The 18,260-nt window shown below is 63.3% G+C and carries 17 protein-coding genes; 9 read left to right on the forward strand and 8 right to left on the reverse strand.

Annotation, left to right across the window (positions count from 1 at the left end; translation table 11 throughout):
- Positions 1 to 3: 3 nt before the first annotated feature.
- Positions 4 to 1,116: a histidine kinase gene (locus Q0D44_RS00570; RefSeq protein WP_294130850.1), complete on the reverse strand. Its 1,113-nt coding sequence runs from the start codon at positions 1,114 to 1,116 to the stop codon at positions 4 to 6.
- A 137-nt stretch (positions 1,117 to 1,253) separates the two neighbouring features.
- Here Q0D44_RS00570 and Q0D44_RS00575 point away from each other — a divergent pair, with 137 nt between their 5' ends.
- The 3 genes from Q0D44_RS00575 to Q0D44_RS00585 all read left to right on the forward strand — a co-directional run bounded on the left by Q0D44_RS00575 (position 1,254) and on the right by Q0D44_RS00585 (position 2,501).
- Positions 1,254 to 1,466 (forward strand): hypothetical protein, encoded by a 213-nt coding sequence (locus Q0D44_RS00575; RefSeq protein WP_294130851.1) that lies wholly within the window; start codon positions 1,254 to 1,256, stop codon positions 1,464 to 1,466.
- 83 nt (positions 1,467 to 1,549) lie between these two features.
- Complete coding sequence (locus tag Q0D44_RS00580) at positions 1,550 to 1,804, forward strand: hypothetical protein (RefSeq protein ID WP_006963603.1); 255 nt, start codon at positions 1,550 to 1,552, stop codon at positions 1,802 to 1,804.
- A 148-nt stretch (positions 1,805 to 1,952) separates the two neighbouring features.
- Positions 1,953 to 2,501, forward strand: a complete 549-nt coding sequence (locus Q0D44_RS00585) for a hypothetical protein (protein WP_217672843.1) — start codon at positions 1,953 to 1,955, stop codon at positions 2,499 to 2,501.
- A gap of 179 nt (positions 2,502 to 2,680) precedes the next feature.
- Here the strand turns inward: Q0D44_RS00585 and pgl are convergent, their stop codons facing one another.
- The 5 genes from pgl to Q0D44_RS00610 all read right to left on the reverse strand — a co-directional run bounded on the left by pgl (position 2,681) and on the right by Q0D44_RS00610 (position 8,450).
- Entirely contained in the window at positions 2,681 to 3,373 is a 693-nt protein-coding gene (gene pgl / locus Q0D44_RS00590) for a 6-phosphogluconolactonase (RefSeq protein WP_294130852.1), read from the reverse strand.
- A gap of 4 nt (positions 3,374 to 3,377) precedes the next feature.
- Positions 3,378 to 3,854, reverse strand: a complete 477-nt coding sequence (locus Q0D44_RS00595; RefSeq protein WP_294130853.1) for a YbaK/EbsC family protein — start codon at positions 3,852 to 3,854, stop codon at positions 3,378 to 3,380.
- A complete protein-coding gene (gene galE / locus Q0D44_RS00600; protein ID WP_294130854.1) occupies positions 3,851 to 4,849 on the reverse strand; it encodes a UDP-glucose 4-epimerase GalE in 999 nt (332 codons plus the stop codon). Before galE ends, Q0D44_RS00595 begins: the two co-directional genes overlap by 4 nt.
- A gap of 95 nt (positions 4,850 to 4,944) precedes the next feature.
- Positions 4,945 to 7,122, reverse strand: coding sequence for a 3-hydroxyacyl-CoA dehydrogenase NAD-binding domain-containing protein (locus tag Q0D44_RS00605; RefSeq protein ID WP_294130855.1), 2,178 nt, complete (start codon positions 7,120 to 7,122; stop codon positions 4,945 to 4,947).
- A gap of 119 nt (positions 7,123 to 7,241) precedes the next feature.
- Positions 7,242 to 8,450: an acetyl-CoA C-acetyltransferase gene (locus tag Q0D44_RS00610; protein ID WP_294130856.1), complete on the reverse strand. Its 1,209-nt coding sequence runs from the start codon at positions 8,448 to 8,450 to the stop codon at positions 7,242 to 7,244.
- Positions 8,451 to 8,630: 180 nt separating this feature from the next.
- Between Q0D44_RS00610 and Q0D44_RS00615 the strand changes: the two genes are divergently transcribed.
- Positions 8,631 to 10,292, forward strand: coding sequence for an MFS transporter (locus tag Q0D44_RS00615; protein ID WP_294130857.1), 1,662 nt, complete (start codon positions 8,631 to 8,633; stop codon positions 10,290 to 10,292).
- Here the strand turns inward: Q0D44_RS00615 and Q0D44_RS00620 are convergent, their stop codons facing one another.
- The gene (locus Q0D44_RS00620) at positions 10,293 to 10,892 is read right to left on the reverse strand and encodes a nucleotidyltransferase family protein (protein ID WP_294130858.1); all 600 of its coding nucleotides are present in this window, start codon (positions 10,890 to 10,892) and stop codon (positions 10,293 to 10,295) included. It abuts the gene before it with no gap.
- Between the two features lie 158 nt (positions 10,893 to 11,050).
- Between Q0D44_RS00620 and folE the strand changes: the two genes are divergently transcribed.
- The 5 genes from folE to Q0D44_RS00645 all read left to right on the forward strand — a co-directional run bounded on the left by folE (position 11,051) and on the right by Q0D44_RS00645 (position 17,196).
- Complete coding sequence (gene folE / locus Q0D44_RS00625) at positions 11,051 to 11,656, forward strand: GTP cyclohydrolase I FolE (RefSeq protein WP_294130860.1); 606 nt, start codon at positions 11,051 to 11,053, stop codon at positions 11,654 to 11,656.
- Positions 11,653 to 12,489, forward strand: a complete 837-nt coding sequence (locus Q0D44_RS00630; protein ID WP_294130862.1) for an SDR family oxidoreductase — start codon at positions 11,653 to 11,655, stop codon at positions 12,487 to 12,489. The genes folE and Q0D44_RS00630 overlap by 4 nt, the downstream gene beginning before the upstream one ends.
- An 85-nt stretch (positions 12,490 to 12,574) precedes the next feature.
- On the forward strand, positions 12,575 to 13,351 hold the full coding sequence (locus Q0D44_RS00635) for an enoyl-CoA hydratase-related protein (protein WP_294130864.1): 777 nt from the start codon (positions 12,575 to 12,577) through the stop codon (positions 13,349 to 13,351).
- A 246-nt stretch (positions 13,352 to 13,597) separates the two neighbouring features.
- A complete protein-coding gene (locus Q0D44_RS00640) occupies positions 13,598 to 15,973 on the forward strand; it encodes a TonB-dependent receptor (RefSeq protein ID WP_294130866.1) in 2,376 nt (791 codons plus the stop codon).
- On the forward strand, positions 15,973 to 17,196 hold the full coding sequence (locus Q0D44_RS00645; RefSeq protein WP_294130869.1) for a dipeptidase: 1,224 nt from the start codon (positions 15,973 to 15,975) through the stop codon (positions 17,194 to 17,196). Before Q0D44_RS00640 ends, Q0D44_RS00645 begins: the two co-directional genes overlap by 1 nt.
- A 46-nt stretch (positions 17,197 to 17,242) precedes the next feature.
- Here Q0D44_RS00645 and mmsB read toward each other — a convergent pair whose 3' ends face one another.
- Entirely contained in the window at positions 17,243 to 18,250 is a 1,008-nt protein-coding gene (mmsB, locus tag Q0D44_RS00650) for a 3-hydroxyisobutyrate dehydrogenase (protein WP_366008846.1), read from the reverse strand.
- Positions 18,251 to 18,260: the final 10 nt, after the last annotated feature.

Below are 18,260 nucleotides of genomic sequence, written 5' to 3' on the forward strand. Positions count from 1 at the left end.
GCGTTAGCAACCCCGGCGGATGATGGGTAGGGTGATGAGAACGGAAAAGCCCTTCTCCTGGCGCGGACCATAAGTGATCTGGCCCTGATCACCAAAGCGCGCCGTCAGCCGATCCCGCACATTGGCGAGGCCAATGCCGCTGCCGCTGTCCGACAGGCCGGGCGGGTTGTCGCCATCGTCGGTGACGGCGATGTGCATCAAGCCGCCATCCTCCCGCGCGGTGATGCGGATCTCCACCGGGCTGGAGGTGCGCGAGACGCCATATTTGATCGCGTTTTCGACGAGCGGCTGGAGGATGAGGCCGGGGACGCAGGCGCTCATCAGGGCGGGCGGAATGTCGATCACCGTGTTGAGCCGGTCGGGAAAGCGGACCCCTTCGATATCGAGATAGAGTTTCTGGAGATGCACTTCTTCTTCCAGCGGCACGTCGTCCAGCGGATCGCCGGTCAGGCTGGTGCGGTAGAAGTTGGAGAGCGACATGATCATCTGTTCGGCCTCGTCCCGCCGATCCTTCATCACCAGAGAGGAGAGGGAGTTGAGCGTGTTGAACAGGAAATGCGGGTTCACCTGATAGCGTAGCGAGCGCAGTTCGGCCTGCTGGGCGGCGCGTTCCAGCCGGGCGGCGCGGCGTTCGGTGCGGTGCGCTTCGCTGGCGTAAGACAGAGCGAGATAGAGACCGGCCCAGGCGGCGAGGAAGAAATAGCGGCTGATCGCATCCTCGACGATCTGGACGAAGGCATAGGCTTCTTCGCTGCCATATTTGCTGTGGTCGGCATCGGCAAAGATGTTCACCGGGTCATAGACGTTGAACATGTAGAAATTGGCCGACGCCATGGCGAGCGCGAAGGGCGCGGCAAGCGAGAAGGCGGCGACGATGCGGACGCTCAAGGGCTTGGCGTCGAACCGGCGCAGCACCAGATAGAGTATCCAGGTGACGACGATGCCGATCACAGTGACGACTGCGCGGCGGATGCCCAGTTCGCCCTGCGATTCAAAGCCCATCACGGCGGCGCGCAGGGTCACGAGTATGGCGTAGAAGAGCCAGAAACCCAGAATGGAATAAAGCGCGATCGCGGGCGATACGCCGCGTTCGTCGTCGTCGGGAAGGCTTGTCATCCTGTCCTTTTACGCGCTGCCGGGGGAAATGTCGCCCCAGCCGCGCGTAGCTGGTCGAACTGGCCCGACAGTTGGTCGAATTGGGCCGGAACCGCAGCCCGCCGCCGCCCGTTGATCTGGCCTAGAAGGAGAGAGCGATGAACGAGCAAGATGGCGTCCGTCCCAACAGCCGCGAGGAAGCAGGCGACGACCGCGAATCCGACGCGCAGGACCATGTGCTGGGCGAGGAAGAGAAGCTGGACGAAGGGTTGAAGGATTCGATGGATGCGTCCGATCCGCCCGCCAACAGCCATCCCGATGACAAGGGTGATCCGGTGCCGTCATCCGGCTTCAAGCAAGATCAGGATTGATGGTTATTTGCCGGGAATCATGCTAGTTTTGTGCAGCGGGACGGCGAATACGCGCCTGCGCTTTTGAGAGGAGCGACCAATCTATGCCGACATCTGCCACCCCCGCGATCGAACGCATTGCCCGCGTCCTGGCCGGCCGCCAGCTGAGCCATAATGGCGGCGGCAGCGACCCCCATGCCGCCGGTGCAGTGGATGCGGCGTGGCCCAATCATGTCGATGACGCCTATGCGATATTGCACACGCTGCGTGAGCCGGATGCGCAGATGGCGCAGGCTGGCGACGTGGCGGTGTGGCGCAGCATGATCGGCGCAGTGCTGGAGCGGCGACCGGGTGCCTGACGCTGCGCGGGCGGCTATGACATTTTCATGTTGCGCCGCACAAAAAAATCTGGTCCCTTGTGAATGGCCGTGGAACAGGTGCTTAAGCCTATAGTAACCATAACAGGCGCATGTTCTGACGATCGACTTCAAGTCGGAGGGCATGACAATGGGTACGAGTGCAAGACCTGCGGACGGGGCCGTTACCCTGGCGGAGTTGCGTGAATTCGCCAGTTTTCCGTCTGCCACACAACGCTATATTCGCCGGTCGCTCGACATCGGCCTGCATCGCCGCGATGCGATGAAGCTATGGTCGCGCGATCTGGTGGAGGAAGCCTCCATCCGCGCGCAGGCGCGGATCTATGGCCGGATCGAGGAAATCAAGGCGCGCGTCCCCGACGACAGCGGGTTGGACCAGGTCGAGCCGTTCATGGCCCCCCTGGTGACCATCTCCGCTTTCGACCTGGGGCAGGACCGGCTGGCGAGTTTTTCGGCCTATCGTTTTCTCTATGAGCGGCTGCTGGGTGCGGGCGCGCGGCCATGGTTGCCGGGCGCTTTCTGCGCGGCGGCCAGCCTGCCGCATCTGCATCCTGAAAAGCGCCGCGTGCTGCTCCAGTCAATCAGCGAAGCGGCGGCGACGGCGGTGGGCTGGTCCAACCGCGAGCCGACCTTCTACCCTGAATGGGTAGAGAAGGTGGATTTGAGCAAGGCCAACTAAGGCCGGGCAGGGCGGCACTTCCGGGGGGAGGTGGCGTTTTGCCGTTGATCGTCCCCTGTAAGGAGAGGTGGCTGGCCGTAGGCCAGACGGAGGGGGAGGCTTTTGATCCCAAAGCGGGAGTCAGGTCTCCCGTCCCCTCCACCGGCTTCGCCGGTCCCCCTCCCCGTGCCGGGGAGGAATTATTGGGCGCTGATCCAGACTTCTACCGGGGTTTCGTCCTGACGCAGGGCCAGGCGGATGGGCAGCTGTTCTACCGGGCCGTTCTCCAGCGCTTGCGCATAGATCGCCTTTTTGGCGTCTCCGCTGATTTGCAGACAGATATGGCGTGCGGCCAATATGGCGCTGGCGGTCAAGGACAGGCGCTGGTGTGGCGCGGCGGGGGGTGTGACGGCGATGGTGCGGGCGGTGCTGGTGAGGCCGTTGGCGAGTTCCGCGGCGGCCGGGAAGAGCGAGGCCGTGTGGCCATCCTCTCCCATGCCGAGCAGGACGATATCGAGCGGCCAGCGGATGGCGGCGAAGGCGCCTTCGACGGCGGGTTGAGCTGCATAAGCGTCGGGCGCGTCATTTTTCATCGGGACGAAATGCGCGGCGGCGGCGGGGCCGGTCAGCAGGGTTTCGCGCAGCAGCCGTTCGTTGCTGTCGGGCGCATCCGGGGCGACCCAGCGTTCATCGACCAGAGTGACGACGACCTTGCTCCAGTCGAGCGGGGTGCGGGCGAGTGCCTCCAGCACGGGTTTGGGCGAACGACCGCCGGACAGGGCCAGGCTGGCAGTGCCGCGGGCCATAATCGCGTCGGCCAACAACGTGGCGATGCGGGTGGCGAGGTGGGCGGCGGCCTGATCGCCGTCGGCAAAATGATGCTCTATAGGCATGAGATTATTCCACAGGTTCGGGCAGGGTGCAGATGTCGATCCACGTTGCGCCGGTGAGATCAGCGAGACGCGCAGGGCTGAGTTCGACCGAGCTGGTGCGCGACCCGGCGGCGGGAAAGACGGTGGCGAAGGCTTGCAGCGACACGTCGCAATAGATGGGCAGGGGCGTGGCGAGGCCGAAGGGGCAGACGCCGCCGACCGGGTGGCCGGTGATCGCCTCAACCTCGTCCGCGCCGAGCATCCGGGGCTTGGCGCCTAGCGCCGCCTTCGCCTTGGCATTATGCAGGCGCGCGTCGCCGCGGGTGCAGACTAAGGCGACAGTCTCGCCGACGCGCAGCGAGAGCGTCTTGGCGATGCGGGCGGGTTCGACGCCCAGCGCTTGCGCAGCCTCGATCACGGTCGCGGTGCTGACGCCCTGGTCGATGATGGCAATGTCGGGCGCGTTTATCGTAAACCAGGCGCGGACAGAGGCTTCGCTCATGCGCGTTCGCTTAACGTCCGCTCCCACGCCAGCGCGTGGCGGACGATAAGGTCCAGGTCGGCGTAGCGCGGCTCCCATGGAAAGGTGGCGATGATGGCACGATTGTCGGAGATCAGCGCGTCCGGGTCGCCCGCGCGGCGCGGTCCCATGGTCCGGTCGATCGTCATGTTGGTGACGCGATCGACTGCGTCCAGAACTTCAAGGACCGAAAAGCCCTTGCCATAGCCGCAGTTGAGCAGGTGGCTGCGCGCCGGATCGGCGATCAAGGCTTCGAGCGCGAGGACATGGGCGGCGGCAAGGTCGGTCACATGGATATAGTCGCGCACGCCGGTGCCGTCCGGGGTGTCAAAGTCGGTGCCGAATACGGAAACGCCGTTGCGCTTGCCCAGCGCGGCTTCCACCGCGACCTTGATGAGGTGGGTCGCGCCAGCGGTCGACTGGCCGCTGCGGCCATGCGGGTCGGCACCCGCGACGTTGAAATAGCGGAGCGCACAGAAGTTCATCGGGTGGGCCGCTGCGACGTCACGCAGCATATATTCGGTCATCAGCTTCGACATGCCGTAGGGATTGATTGGACGCTGCGGCGTTGTTTCCTTGACCGGGCTTTCTTCGGGGATGCCGTAGGTGGCGGCAGTCGATGAGAAGATGAAATGCTTGACGCCGATGCGGACTGCGCTCTCGATCAGGTCGCGGGTCTTGGCGCTGTTATTGTGATAATATTTGAGCGGGTTTTCGACCGATTCCGGCACCACGACCGAGCCTGCGAAGTGCATGATCGCGGTGATATTGTGATCGCGCAGTGTCGCTTCGACCATTGGCTGATCGGCAATGTCGCCACGTACCAGTGGCACGCCTTCTGGCACGGCCCAGTCGAAGCCGGTGACGAGATTGTCGATGACGACAACGCCATAGCCAGCATCCTTGAGCGCCAATACCGCGTGGCTACCGATATAGCCTGCGCCGCCTGTGACCAATATCGTCGGTTTGTCGCTCATATGCTCACCTCATAAACTGTCGTGTCCCCGCCCGCGCGGGAACACGATATATGGGAGGGAGACCTAAACGAGGGACGTTACGAATTACAGTCTTTTCATGCTGCGGCGCGGGAGAGGGCGGGGCGGTAGAAGGTGCCGCCGGTCGCCGCCATGGCGCGCAGTTGCTCGGTGGCGGCGAAGCGGTCGCCATGAGTGGCCCGCAAGCGGTCCAGCACGGCGACGACATGGGCGATGCCGACCGTATCCATGTGAGCAAACGGCCCGCCGGTATAGGGCGCAAAGCCCCAGCCGAAGATCGCGCCAATGTCGCCATCTTCCGGCGTTTCCAGCACGCCTTCCTCGAAACAGCGGGCGCATTCGACCAGCTGACGATAGAGGAGGCGTTCCTTGACCGCATCGACATCGGGCTGGTCGTCCGCGCGGGGGAACAGGTCAGCAATGCCGGGCCAGAGCAGCTTCTTTCCGTCTTCGGGATAGTCATACCAGCCCTTGGCGTTCTTGCGGCCAAGGCGGTCCATCTGAACCATCTGCGTCATGACCTCGTCGGAGCGTTGCGCGACATAGGCGTCGCCCAGTTCCTTCTTCGCCGCCGTCATGACCTTATAGCCCAGTTCGATCGACACTTCGTCACTGACCGCGAGCGGGCCGACCGGCATTCCGAGTTGCTTGCCGGCATTTTCGATGAGCGCGGGGTTGATCCCTTCGGCGACCAGTTCCGCGCCCTCCTGCACATAGGTGCCGAAACAGCGCGAGGTGTAGAAACCGCGCGAGTCATTGACGACGATCGGCGTTTTCTTGATCTGCGCGACGAAGTCGAGCGCCTTGGCAATTGCGGCAGGGCCGGTCTGTTTGCCAAGGATGATCTCCACTAGCGGCATTTTCTCGACCGGTGAGAAGAAATGGACGCCGATGAAATTTTCGGGCTTGCCCCAAGCGCCTGCCAGTTTGGTGATCGGCAGGGTGGAGGTGTTGGAACCGAAGATGACGTCCGAGCCGAGGATAGCCTCCACCTGTCTGGTGACTTCGGCCTTGATCGCGACATCCTCGAACACCGCTTCGATTACGAAGTCCGCGCCTGCGAGGTCCGCATAGCTGGCGGTGGGGGTGACGCGGGCGAGAGTGGCGGCCAGCTTTTCAGGCGTCATGCCCTTGCCCAGCCGCTTGGACAGGACGGATTCGACATGGGCCTTGCCCTTTTCCGCATAAGCAATGTCGCGGTCGAACAGGATGACCTCCATCCCCGCCTGCGCGGCGACGGTGGCGATGCCTGCGCCCATCATGCCCGCGCCGAGCATGGCGAGTTTCATGGTGGGGGCTTTGGGCTGATCCTTGGGACGGCGCGCGCCGCGTTCGGCGGCAGTCTTGTTGACGAACAGGCTGCGGATCATGTTGGCGGCCTGCGGATCGGCAGCCACTTTAGCGAAATATTTGCTTTCGATGCGGATCGCCCGGTCGAAGGGGAGTTGCGCGCCTTCATAGACGGCAGAGAGCAGCGCGACAGGCGCGTTCATGTTGCGCTGGGTCTGCTTGAGCGTCATCGGCAACGCACCGACCATGGTTTGCACGAAGCCGGGATTGAACTGGCCGACGCCACCGGGGAATTTGAAGCCCTTGACGTCCCAAGGCTGGGTGGCGGCGGTGGGATTGGCCTTGACCCATTCGCGCGCCGCCTCGACCGCCGTGCCCTGCGGCACGACCTGATCGACGGCCTTGAGCATCGCGGCTTCGGCGGGGCGGAACAGCTTGCCCTGGAGCATATACATGAGCGCGGCCTGCACGCCGATGAGCCGCGGCAGGCGCTGCGACCCGCCGCCGCCGGGGAAGAGGCCGATGAGGATTTCGGGCAGGCCCAGCTGGGTTTTGGGGCTGTCGCCGACGATGCGGCGGTGGCAGGCGAGGGCGAGTTCAAAGCCGCCGCCGACGCAGGTGCCTTCGATCGCGCAGGCAATGGGCTTGCCGCAGGTTTCGAGGCGGCGGAACAGCTGGTTGAGGACGAAAACCTGGTCGAAGATCGCGGCTGGTTGCGGGCGGCTGCCATCGCTGGTGGCGAGCATCGAGCCGAAATATTTAAGGTCCATCCCGGCCATGAAGCCGCTGTCCTTGCCCGAAGCGATGACCGCACCCTTGATGGCTTCGTCCGAGGCGATGCGGGTGATGGCGGCGTCGAGATCGGCGATGAAATCGGGACCGATGACGTTCATCGACTGGTCGGGTACGTCGATCGTCAGGGTGGCGATGCCGTCGGCGTCAGTGGTGATTGTGATGGTGTTCATTTTGATCTCCTCTCCCCCGTTCGCCCTGAGCCTGTCGAAGGGCTCGCCTGAGCGGAGCGAAGGCATCTCACTGCGTTCGATGGGGGGCTTCGACTTCGCTCAGCCCGAACGGAAATTCTCTAAATACGTTCGATGATGATCCCGGTGCCCATGCCTGCGCCCACGCACAGGTTGATGAGCGCAGTGCCCTTGCCCGACCGTTCCAGTTCGTCGAGCGCGGTGCCCAGCACCATCGCGCCGGTCGCGCCGAGTGGATGGCCCATGGCGATCGCGCCGCCATTGACGTTGATCTGGTCGTGGCTGAGGTTCATCGCCTGCATGTAGCGCAGGACGACGCTGGCAAAGGCTTCGTTGAGTTCCCACAGGTCGATGTCGGCGGTGGTCATGCCAGCGCGCTTGAGCAGCTTGCCAGCGACGAATTCCGGGCCGGTCAGCATGATGAGGGGTTCAGAGCCGATCGAGGCCATGGCGCGGATGCGGGCGCGGGGTTTCAGGCCATATTTGTCGCCAATATCCTTGCCACCGACCAGCACGGCGGCGGCACCATCGACGATGCCGCTACTGTTGCCGGCATGGTGGATATGGTTGACCCGCTCCAGTTCGGGATAGCGCAGCAGAGCCACGGTGTCGAAGCCTGGCATCTCCTCGCCGAGCGCGGTGAAGCTGGGCTTCAAGGCGCCAAGCGACTGCATCGTGGCTTCGGGGCGCATATGTTCGTCATGGTCGAGGACGACCTGGTCGATCACGTCGCGAACAGGGACGATCGAGCGGGCGAAGCGACCTTCGTCCCATGCCATCTTGGCGCGCTTCTGGCTTTCGACGGCATAGGCGTCGGCATCGTCGCGGCTGATGCCGAATTTGGTGGCGATGACGTCCGCGCCGATGCCCTGCGGCGCGAAATAGGTCTTGTAGGCGACTGCGGGGTCCATCGCGATCGCGCCACCGTCCGAGGCCATCGGCACGCGGCTCATCGATTCGACGCCGCCGCCAATGGCGAACAAAGCCTCGCCCGACATGACCTTGGCCGCCGCGATGTTAACGGCTTCAAGGCCGGATGCGCAGAAGCGATTGACCTGCACGCCCGGCGTGGTCTGCGCATAATCGGCGTTGAGGACGGCGGTGCGGGCAATGTCCGCGCCCTGTTCGCCGACCGGGGTGACGCAGCCCAGGATCACGTCATCGACATCGACCGTATCGATTGCCGAGCGATCGCGGATCGCCTCCAGCACTTGCGTTGCCAGCTGCACCGGAGTGATGTCGTGCAGCGACCCGTCGGCCTTGCCCCGACCACGGGGCGTCCTGACGGCGTCGTAAATATAGGCTTCCATAAGATTTTCCCTCTCCGTGGGTCACCCTTGCCAGGCGCATCGGATACGGACGTGAATGTATTTACGTTTACGTAAAGTGCAAGCGAGAAATGCGGTTTTTGCGCACTGCCGCCATGACGTAGGGGCAGGGCGGACGAGTCTCGGGTTTGACGCTTGGGCGATATTCCGCTTCATGGGGGCGTGCCCGATGTCGATTCCCCCAAAGCCCCGTCGCCGCTCTCCATTCCCATCTTTCGCGCGATCTGGACGGCCAGTCTGGCGTCCAATTTCGGCGGGCTGATTCAGTCGGTCGGCGCGGCGTGGATGATGACGTCGCTGTCAGCCTCTCCGCTGCTGATCGCGCTGGTCCCGGCGGCGACGACGCTGCCGATCATGCTGCTGTCTTTATGGGCGGGCGCGGTTGCGGACAATCTGGACCGGCGCAAGGTGATGATCGGCTGCCAGCTGGCGATGCTGGTCGTGTCGGCGGTACTGGCGATCACGGCCTGGGCGGGGCTGATCACGCCCTGGTTGCTGCTGGCCTTCACCTTTGCCTTGGGTTGCGCCACGGCGATCAACGGCCCGGCCTGGCAGGCGTCGGTCGGGGACATGGTGCCGCGCGCAATTTTACCGAGCGCAGTGGCGATGAACAGCATGGGCTTCAACCTGGCGCGCAGCGTCGGACCGGCGCTGGGCGGGGTGATCGTTGCGACGGCAGGGGCGGCGGCGGCGTTCCTGACCAATGCAATGAGCTATGTCGCGCTGCTGACAGTGCTGTTCCGCTGGAAGCCGGACCTGCCGCCCAAGCTGTTGCCGCGCGAACGGCTGGGCGTCGCGATGCGGGCAGGCGTGCGCTATGTTGCGATGTCGCCCAAGATCCAGCTGGTGCTGCTGCGCGCAAGCGTGTTCGGCATTGGCGCGAGCGCGGTGTCGGCGCTGATGCCGCTGGTCGCGCGCGACATATTGGGTGGCGGGGCGCTGACATTTGGCGTGACCAGCGGCGCTTTCGGCATCGGGGCGGTGATCGGGGCGTTGTCCACCCGCTACCTGCGGGCACGTTTTTCGATCGAGACGATCGTGCGCAATGCGGCACTGGTGCTGGCGCTGGGGACGGCGATTACCGGGGCGAGTAGTTGGCTGGCGCTGGCCTTGCTGGGCTATTTGCTGGCAGGCTTCGGCTGGGTCACGGCGCTGGCGACATTCAACGTGTCGGTGCAGATGTCCGCGCCGCGCTGGGTGGTGGCGCGCGCGGTGTCGCTCTATCAGATGACGGCGTTCGGCGGCATGGCGATCGGGGCCTGGCTGTTCGGCTGGCTGGCCGAGCATCATGGCGTGGTCGAGGCGCTCTATGCGTCCGCAGCGGCCCAGTTTGTCGCGGCGATGATTGGCCTTATCCGTCCGTTGCCGCAGATTGGCGATGATAATCTGGACCTGCAAAATAGCTGGCGTGAACCGGACACGGCAGTGATGGTCGAGCCGCGCAGCGGGCCGGTGGTCGTGACCATCGAATATCGCATCCCGGCCGGGTCGATCGTGCCGTTTCTTGCCGCGATGAGTGAGCGGCGGCGGATCAGGCGGCGTGACGGCGCACATGGCTGGTCGTTGATGCGGGACCTTGGCGATCCTGAACTATGGGTCGAGCGCTATCATGTATCGACCTGGCTGGATTATGTGCGCCACAACCAAAGGCGCACCGTGGCCGATATTGCGAATAGCGATGCGATCTGGGCGCTGCATACCGGGCCAGTCCCGCCGATCGTCCATCGGATGCTGGAGCGACAGACGGGGTCGTTGCCGATCAGCCGCGCGCCCGATCCGCGCGAAATGGGCGATGCGATGACCGACCCGACGCGGTCGAGCTGATCAGTCCGGCGTCACGGGTCGCCAGCCGGGCAGATCCTCCGGCGTGTCGATGTCATGCAGGACTTTGCTGGTGGTCTCGATCTGAAGTCCGTGGCTAAGCAGCGCGCGCGCACCCTGATCGCCCTTCAGAGCCAGCAGTTCGGGGAAATGCTTGCGGCCAATGAAGGCGGGGGGGGATGAGGAGAAGCCGTCGGTGCTGGCGACGACCGAACGTATGTCCTCCGCCGCCAGGCAGATGCGGTTATAATGGGTTTGCGGCACGTCGGGCATGTCGGCGAGGCAGATGAGGATGCCGCGGATGCGGTTCACTGACATGACATGTTCGACCGCGCGCACAATGCTGCCCGAAATCCCCTCTTCAGGGTGGTCGTTGACGATGATGGTGTAGCCGCGCCGGTCGAGTTTGCGATGGAGGACCGGGGCGAGCGCGATCGGGCGGACGACGGCGATCAGTTCGGCAAAGGCCATCGACGCCACGGTTTCAAGCGTATGGGCAGCCAGCGGCTTGCCGCGCAGTTCCGCCATCAGCTTGTCCTCCTCGCCAAAGCGTGACGAGGTGCCTGCCGCTAGCAGAACGGCAGCGATTCGCTCAGTACGCATGGGAAGAGGGAATGAATGACATATTTTGCGATAGCGGCCCAGATATTTGTCCGATTTGCCATCAGTGCGATGTTGTGTCCACCGCCGTGAAAGGGTCTGGTCATCGGCGGGGCTAATCGCCATATGCGGGGCCGATACGATAAGGAGTGGCCCTGTTCATGGCATATGACCCCGATGCGGATATGGTTGGCGACGGCAAGGAGCCGGTTCCGGCGGATGTCGCGGAAGCGATCCGCACGCTGATCCGCTGGTCGGGCGATGCGCCCGAACGCGAAGGGTTGGTCGAGACGCCCGAACGGGTGGCGCGGGCCTGGCGTGAATATTGCCGGGGCTATGGCGACGATCCGGCCTATCATCTTTCGCGCATCTTTCATGAAGTCGGCGGCTATGACGATGTCGTGCTGCTGAAGGACATTCCGTTCCAGTCGCATTGCGAACATCATATGGCGCCGATCGTGGGGAAGGCGCATATCGCCTATCTGCCGGGCGACTATGTGGTCGGCATTTCCAAGCTGGCGCGCGTGCTCCACGCCTTTGCCAACCGGTTGCAGGTGCAGGAACGGCTGACGTCGGAAGTCGCCAACTGTATCTGGGAGCATCTGAAGCCCCAGGGCGTGGCCGTAGTGATCGAGGCGACGCATGGCTGCATGACCGGGCGCGGGGTGCGCACCCCCAATGTGATCATGAAAACCAGCCGGATGCTGGGCGTATTCCGCGACGATGAAAAGTCGCGCGAGGAAGTGCTGAAACTCATCGCTTCATGAGCGAAGAGGACGTCCCCTATCGCCCGTTGGGCAGTGCGCGTGGGGCGGCGGAGGGGGGTGCCTTGCCGATCGCGGGCAAGCGGCTGGCTCTGGTGACGGGCGGGCATCGGCGGCTGGGCGGGATCATTGCCGGGGCGCTGGCCAGGGCGGGCCATTCGCTAGCGATCCATGGCAGTCATGATACGCGGCTCGATTCGCATCTGGCGCTGACGCTGGAGGAGCAGGGGACGCAGTGGGAAGGGTTCGTGGTCGATTTCGCCGACCCGGAAAATGCCGAGGAACTGATCGCGCAGGTCGCGGCGCGCTTTGGCCGTCCGCCCGACATTCTTGTCAACAGCGCCGCAATGTTCGGGCAGGACCGGCTGGACAGCGTGACCGCCGATGACCTGATGCGCCATTATGCGGTCAATTGCGCCGCGCCCACCATGCTGACCAAGGCGTTTGCCACCGTGCCGGCGGGGGTGGGCGACCGGTGCATCATCAACATATTGGACCAGCGGATCGACCATCCCCATGGCGACCAGCTGGCCTATACATTGTCCAAGCTGGCGCTGGCGGGGCTGACGCGGACGAGCGCGAGCAGCCTGGCGCCGCAGGTGCGGGTCAATGCGGTTGCGCCGGGGCTGACGATCGCAACGCCTGATTATGACCCGGAGCAGATGGCGCGGCTCGAAGCGATGATGCCGCTTGGATGCCTGCCGCAGGCCGAGCAGATTGCGGAGGCGGTGCTGTATCTGGTCAATGCCAGCGCGGTGACCGGGCAGACGCTCTATGTCGATGGCGGCGCCCATATGCGCAGCTACGACCGGGACTTCATGCATCTGTGCCGATAGGTGCGGCGCAAATGCGGGGCAGCGGGGACTGGCGGATGGCGCGCGTCGGCCATAGAGCAGACCCAAAGGCATAAGGGAGATGGCGATGACCTATGAGACGATTTTGGTGGAACAGCGCGACGCGGTGACGCTGATCACGCTCAACCGGCCGCAGGCGCTGAACGCGCTCAATGGCAAGGTGCTGAGCGACCTGAGCGCGGCCTTTTCCGCTTATGACGCCGACCCGACCCAGCATTGCGCGATCCTGACCGGCAGCGAAAAGGCGTTTGCGGCTGGTGCGGACATCAAGGAGATGGTCGACAAGGACGGGGCGGATTTTTTCCTGCAGGATTTCTTTTCCGGCTGGCAGACCCATGTGGTCGCGACCCGCAAGCCGTGGATCGCGGCTGTGGCCGGTTTTGCGCTGGGCGGCGGGTGCGAACTGGCGATGATGGCGGACTTCATCATTGCGGCGGATACAGCGAAATTCGGTCAGCCGGAGATCAAACTGGGCGTCGCGCCGGGCATGGGCGGATCGCAGCGACTGACCCGCGCGGTGGGCAAGGCCAAGGCTATGGATATGTGCCTGACCGGGCGGATGATGGGCGCGGAGGAAGCCGAGTGCTCCGGGCTGGTCAGCCGGATCGTGCCCGCCGCCGATCTGCTGGACGATGCGCTCAAAACGGCTGCGGCGATCGCTGCGATGCCGCCCATGGCCGCGATGATCAACAAGGAAATGGTCAATATCGCATTTGAAACGGGCCTGGCCCAAGGACTGCTGACCGAACGGCGCATGTTCCAGATACTGACCGCCACCGAGGACAAGAAGGAAGGCATGACCGCCTTTGTCGAGAAGCGGCCGGGCGTCTGGAAGGGGCGCTGAGCGACAGCGTCGCACTATGAAGCAGCGTGTTCCCGCGGAGGCGGGAACACGCGGTTTTCTATCTATTTTGCCGCGATACGCTGAGAAATTCTCATTGGTCGATGGCGGGGTTTCCCGGCACTTTCGTTTCACAAGAAAACTAAAGAACGATGGACGGACGCAGATGCGTTCGCCGCAGTCGTCCGGGGAGGTGCGGCGCGCGATGCGCCACCTGATTGGCTCGTTGTGAAACAGGGAGCCTTTTGCATGTCCGTCATTTCGTCGATCCGTCTTACCTCGCGCGCAGCGTTGCTGTTCGCCTGTGCAACTGGCGCGCTAAGCGCTGCTTATGCGCAGGAGCCGGTCGCTGATGACGAAACGAACATCACCGTCACGGGCCGCCGCATTTCGCAATCGTCCGAAGCGATTGGCGAGGATAAGGTGAGCAATGTCGTGGCGGTGACGCGGGAAGCGTTGCTGTCCGCGCCAGCAGGCGTTTCGGGCCTGAAAATGCTCGAGCAACTGCCCGGCTTCAACGTCCAGACCGATGGCGCGCTGGGCCTCTACGAATTTGGCAACAGCGTGCAGACGCGCGCTTTTAACCTCGATCAGATCGGCTTCGTGGTCGATGGTATTCCGACAGGGCGTAGCGACGCCTTTGGCGGCAGCCCTGTGTTCCGCTATGTCGACAATGAAAATCTGGGCGTGGTGGAAGCGTCGATCGGCGCAGGCGATGTCAGCCTGCCAAGTTATTCTACCCTTGGCCCGGTGATCCAGTATAACAGCATCGCGCCGCAGGAGGAGATGGGCCTGTTCGTGTCGCAAAGCTTTGGCGACCAGAATCTGCGCCGCACCTTCATTCGCGCCAGCACCGGCCGGGTCGGACCGTTCGCCGCCTATGTCAGCCGCACGAAGCTGGACACGGACCTTTGGCGTGGTCCGGGTTCGGTGGATCGCGAGCATTGGGAAGGGCAGATCCACGCGGACCTTGGCGGCGACAGTTGGGCGCGGTTCAAATTCGTGTCGAACGACTTTTTCGACTATGACTCGCCGACCATTACCCGCGCGCAATATAACTGCACGGTGAAGAATGCGCTTGGCCAGTGCGGGCGCGATTATGCCTATATTGAAAATCTGCCCAACACGACGCCGGGCTTTGCGCCGCTGGCGACTGCGCCGGGCGTGCCTTATTCCAACGCAGCTTATACAGCAGTCTATAACCTCGCCATCAACGTGCGGAAGGACAAGCTCTATGGCGCGACCTTCCACGCCGGGATTGCCGAGGGCGTCTGGGCGGAATCGACCCTCTATTGGGAAGATAAGGACGGTTATGGCGTGTCGCCCGATGGCTATGCCAATTCGCTGAGCCGCTACACGCCGCAAGCGCAAGCGGGGCTTCCGGTGGTCGCGCCCAAAGGCGTGCAATATGGCCTGTCGGGCGTGGGTGGCGACCGTTATGGCATCACTAACAAGCTGCATTGGGAAATGGGCAACAATACGCTCGAAGCGGGCGTGTGGGCCGAAGTCGACAAATATCACCGCACCCAGGCGCGCTACAACACGGTCAACGGCGCGCCCGATGGCGCACCCAATCTGGATGAGCTGGTCTATCTGCGCCGTGATTATCGGTCCAAGCGCGATACGCTCCAGATCTTCCTGAAGGACACACTCAAGCTGGCCGATGATCGCTTCATCATCGACGTCGGCTTCAAGGGGCTGAACCTGGATTATGTCCATAGCGGCTATCGCGAATTTGACGATTATTACCGCCTTGTCGCTGGGCGTGGCGTGCCGGGCTATGGTCCGCAGACGAATACGGCCCATTATAGCGACTTCTTCCTGCCGATGGGCGGGTTGCTCTACAAATTTGACGAGCGCACGCAGGTCTTTGCCTCCTATGCTGAAAATATGGCGCTGCCCAAGGGGATGGACGATATCTATTCGGTCATCCGCCCCGGCGGTGGACTGGTGCCGCAGCCCGCGCCCGAGCGGTCGAAGAATATGGAGTTGGGTATCCGCACCAATCAGGGGCAGCTTTATGCGTCGCTGGCGGCTTTCTACACCAAGTTCGACAATCGCATCCAGTCGATCACCAGCTTCGTGCCGGGCGGCGGCGCATCGACCGAAACCTTCTTCCAGAATGTCGGTCGGGTGCGGTCCTATGGTGTGGAATTTGCCGGCACCTATAAGCCCTCTTTCCTGAACGGGCTGGCCTATAGCAACCTGAACGTCACCTACAATAATGCCAAGTTCAAGGATAATATTCCGGCGACGACGCCCATCCTGATCGCCGACAAATATATCCCCGACAGCGCCAAATGGATCGTCAGCGGTGGCGTGACAGTGGAACCGGCCAGCTGGCTGGTCGCCAATATCACGGGCAAATATACGTCCAAGCGCTGGTCGACCTTCACCAACACGCCAGGTTCCAGCGTGCCCGCCTTTACCGTGTTCAGCGCCTATGTCGATATTGGTGACGGCATCAGCTTTGGCCCGGTCAAGGGGATCAAGGCGCGGTTCAACATCGACAATCTGTTCGACAAGGATACGCTGTCCTTCATCTCATCGACGGTGACCGGCGATGGCGCGTTCCGCCCGCTTAGCCCGCGCACCTTCCAGTTCACCATTTCGGGCGAAATCTGATGCGAATGGGTGTGGTGATGGGGGCAGCGCTGATTGCGCTGCTCTCAGGGTCGGCGTGGGCGCAGGCGGTGCCCAAGAAGGTGGTGCAACTGCATCAGAAATTGCTCACGCTCGACAGCCATCTGGACACGCCTGCCTCGCTCGATCTGCCGGGCTGGTCGATCGACGAGGAGCATGGGGTCCATCTGGATTATACCCAGGTTGACCTGCCCCGAATGAAGAAGGGCGGGCTGGATGGCGGTTTCTGGGCGATCTATACGAGCCAGGGGCCGCTGACGGTCGAGGGGTTCCGCAAGGCGCGCGATTTTGCGTTGCTGCGCGGGGTGTCGATCCGCGAGATGGTAGCGGCGGACCCGGCGAATTTCGCGCTGGCGCTGGAAGCCAAGGACGCCGCGCCGATCGCTGCGGCGGGCAAGCGGGTCGTCTATATGTCGATCGAAAATGCCTATCCGCTGGGCGAGGATGTGTCGCTGCTCCAGACCTTCTACCACATGGGCGTGCGGGTGGTGGGCTTTGCCCATTTTGCGCATAACCAGTTTGCCGACAGTTCGACCGACCCGTCCAAGAAGCCGCGTTTTGGTGGGCTTAGTCCGCTGGGCAAGCAATTGCTGGGCGAGATGAACCGGCTGGGCGTGGTGCCCGATGCGTCGCATAGTAGTGACCAGGTGCTGGACGATCTGCTGGCGCTCTCCACCACCCCAGTGCTGTTGACCCATTCGGGGTGCAAGGCGATCTATGACCATCCGCGCAATATAGACGACGCCCATCTGAAGGCGCTGGCGGCGAAGGGCGGGGTCATTCAGATGAATGCCTTTGGGACCTATCTCAAGGCGTCGAAGCCGAACCCGGAGCGGCAGAAGGCGATGGGCGCTTTATTTGCGTCGATGCGCGAGGGGGCGAAGGTTTCGGCGGAGACGCGGGCGCAATTGCTGGCGAAGCGACAGGAGATTGACCGGCTCTATCCCGATACCGACCGGGCGACCTTTGACGATTTCATGGCGCATATGCTGCACGCGCTGAAGGTCGTGGGGCCGGACCATGTCGGGATCGGCGCGGACTGGGATGGCGGCGGCGGCGTGGTCGGCATGGAGGATGTGCTGGACCTGCCCAAGATCACGGACGCACTGCTGAAGGCTGGCTATAGCGAGGCGGATGTCGCGAAAATCTGGTCGGGCAATGTGCTGCGGGTTCTGGCGGCGGCGGAGGCTGGGAAGGGGAAGTAGATACTGCCCCCGTCATCCCGGCGTTCGCCGGGATGACGGGGAGGGGTTATTTCCCCTCCAGCATCTCGATCATCAGCGAGAAGTCGCGGCCTGCTTCGCCCTGGTTGGCGAGCAGCTGGTAGAGGGATTCCGCCGCGTTGCCCATTGGCACCGACGCGCCGACAAGGGCGGCGGCTTCGGTGGCGAGTTTCAGATCCTTGAGCATCAGGCCGACGGCAAAGCCGCCCTGATAGCCATTGTCGGAGGGGCTTTGTGGGCCGACGCCGGGGACGGGGCAGTAGCTGGTCATCGACCAGCTCTGGCCGGACGAGACGCTGGAGATGTCGTAGAAGGTCTGGGGATCGAGGCCCAGCTTCTTGGCCATGGCGAAAGTCTCGCAGGTGGCGACCATGGTGGCGCCCAGCAGCATATTGTTGCAGATTTTGGCAGCCTGACCATTGCCCGCGCCGCCCGCATGGATCACCGCCTTGCCCATGGCCGACAGGATGGGCTTTGCCTTCTCGAACGCAGCATTGGTGCCGCCGACCATGAAGGTCAGCGTGCCGCCATTGGCCGCGGCGATGCCGCCGGAGACGGGGGCATCGACCATGTCGAAGCCGCGATCCGTGGCGGCTTCTATCACGCGGCGGGCGGTGGCGACGTCGATGGTGGAGCAATCGAGGAACAAGGCGCCGGGATTGGCCGCGCCATAGACTTCGCCGGCATAGACGCTTTCGACATGCTTGCCCGCGGGCAGCATGGTGACGACGGCGTCGGCTCCGGTGGCCGCGTCAGCGGCGCTGCTGGCGCGGGTCGCGCCATGGGCCTCCGCCTTGGCAAGCGCATCTTCCGACAGGTCGAAGGCGCGGACGGCATAGCCGTTCCTGAGCAGATTGGCGGCCATGCCGCCGCCCATATTGCCAAGGCCGATAAAGGCGATCGTCTGGGTCATGATGGCATTTCTCCTGCTTAACTTCGCATATTTCCCGGTAAATCGGACATATTCTTGCGCGGCCCTGATCCTATCGGAAAGCGGGCGGCATCTGGCAGGCGGCGTCCGTCGGGACCATAGCAGGCGCCTGCCA

Origin of the sequence: Sphingobium sp. (assembly GCA_023266575.1) — a bacterium.
Lineage (GTDB): Bacteria > Pseudomonadota > Alphaproteobacteria > Sphingomonadales > Sphingomonadaceae > Sphingobium.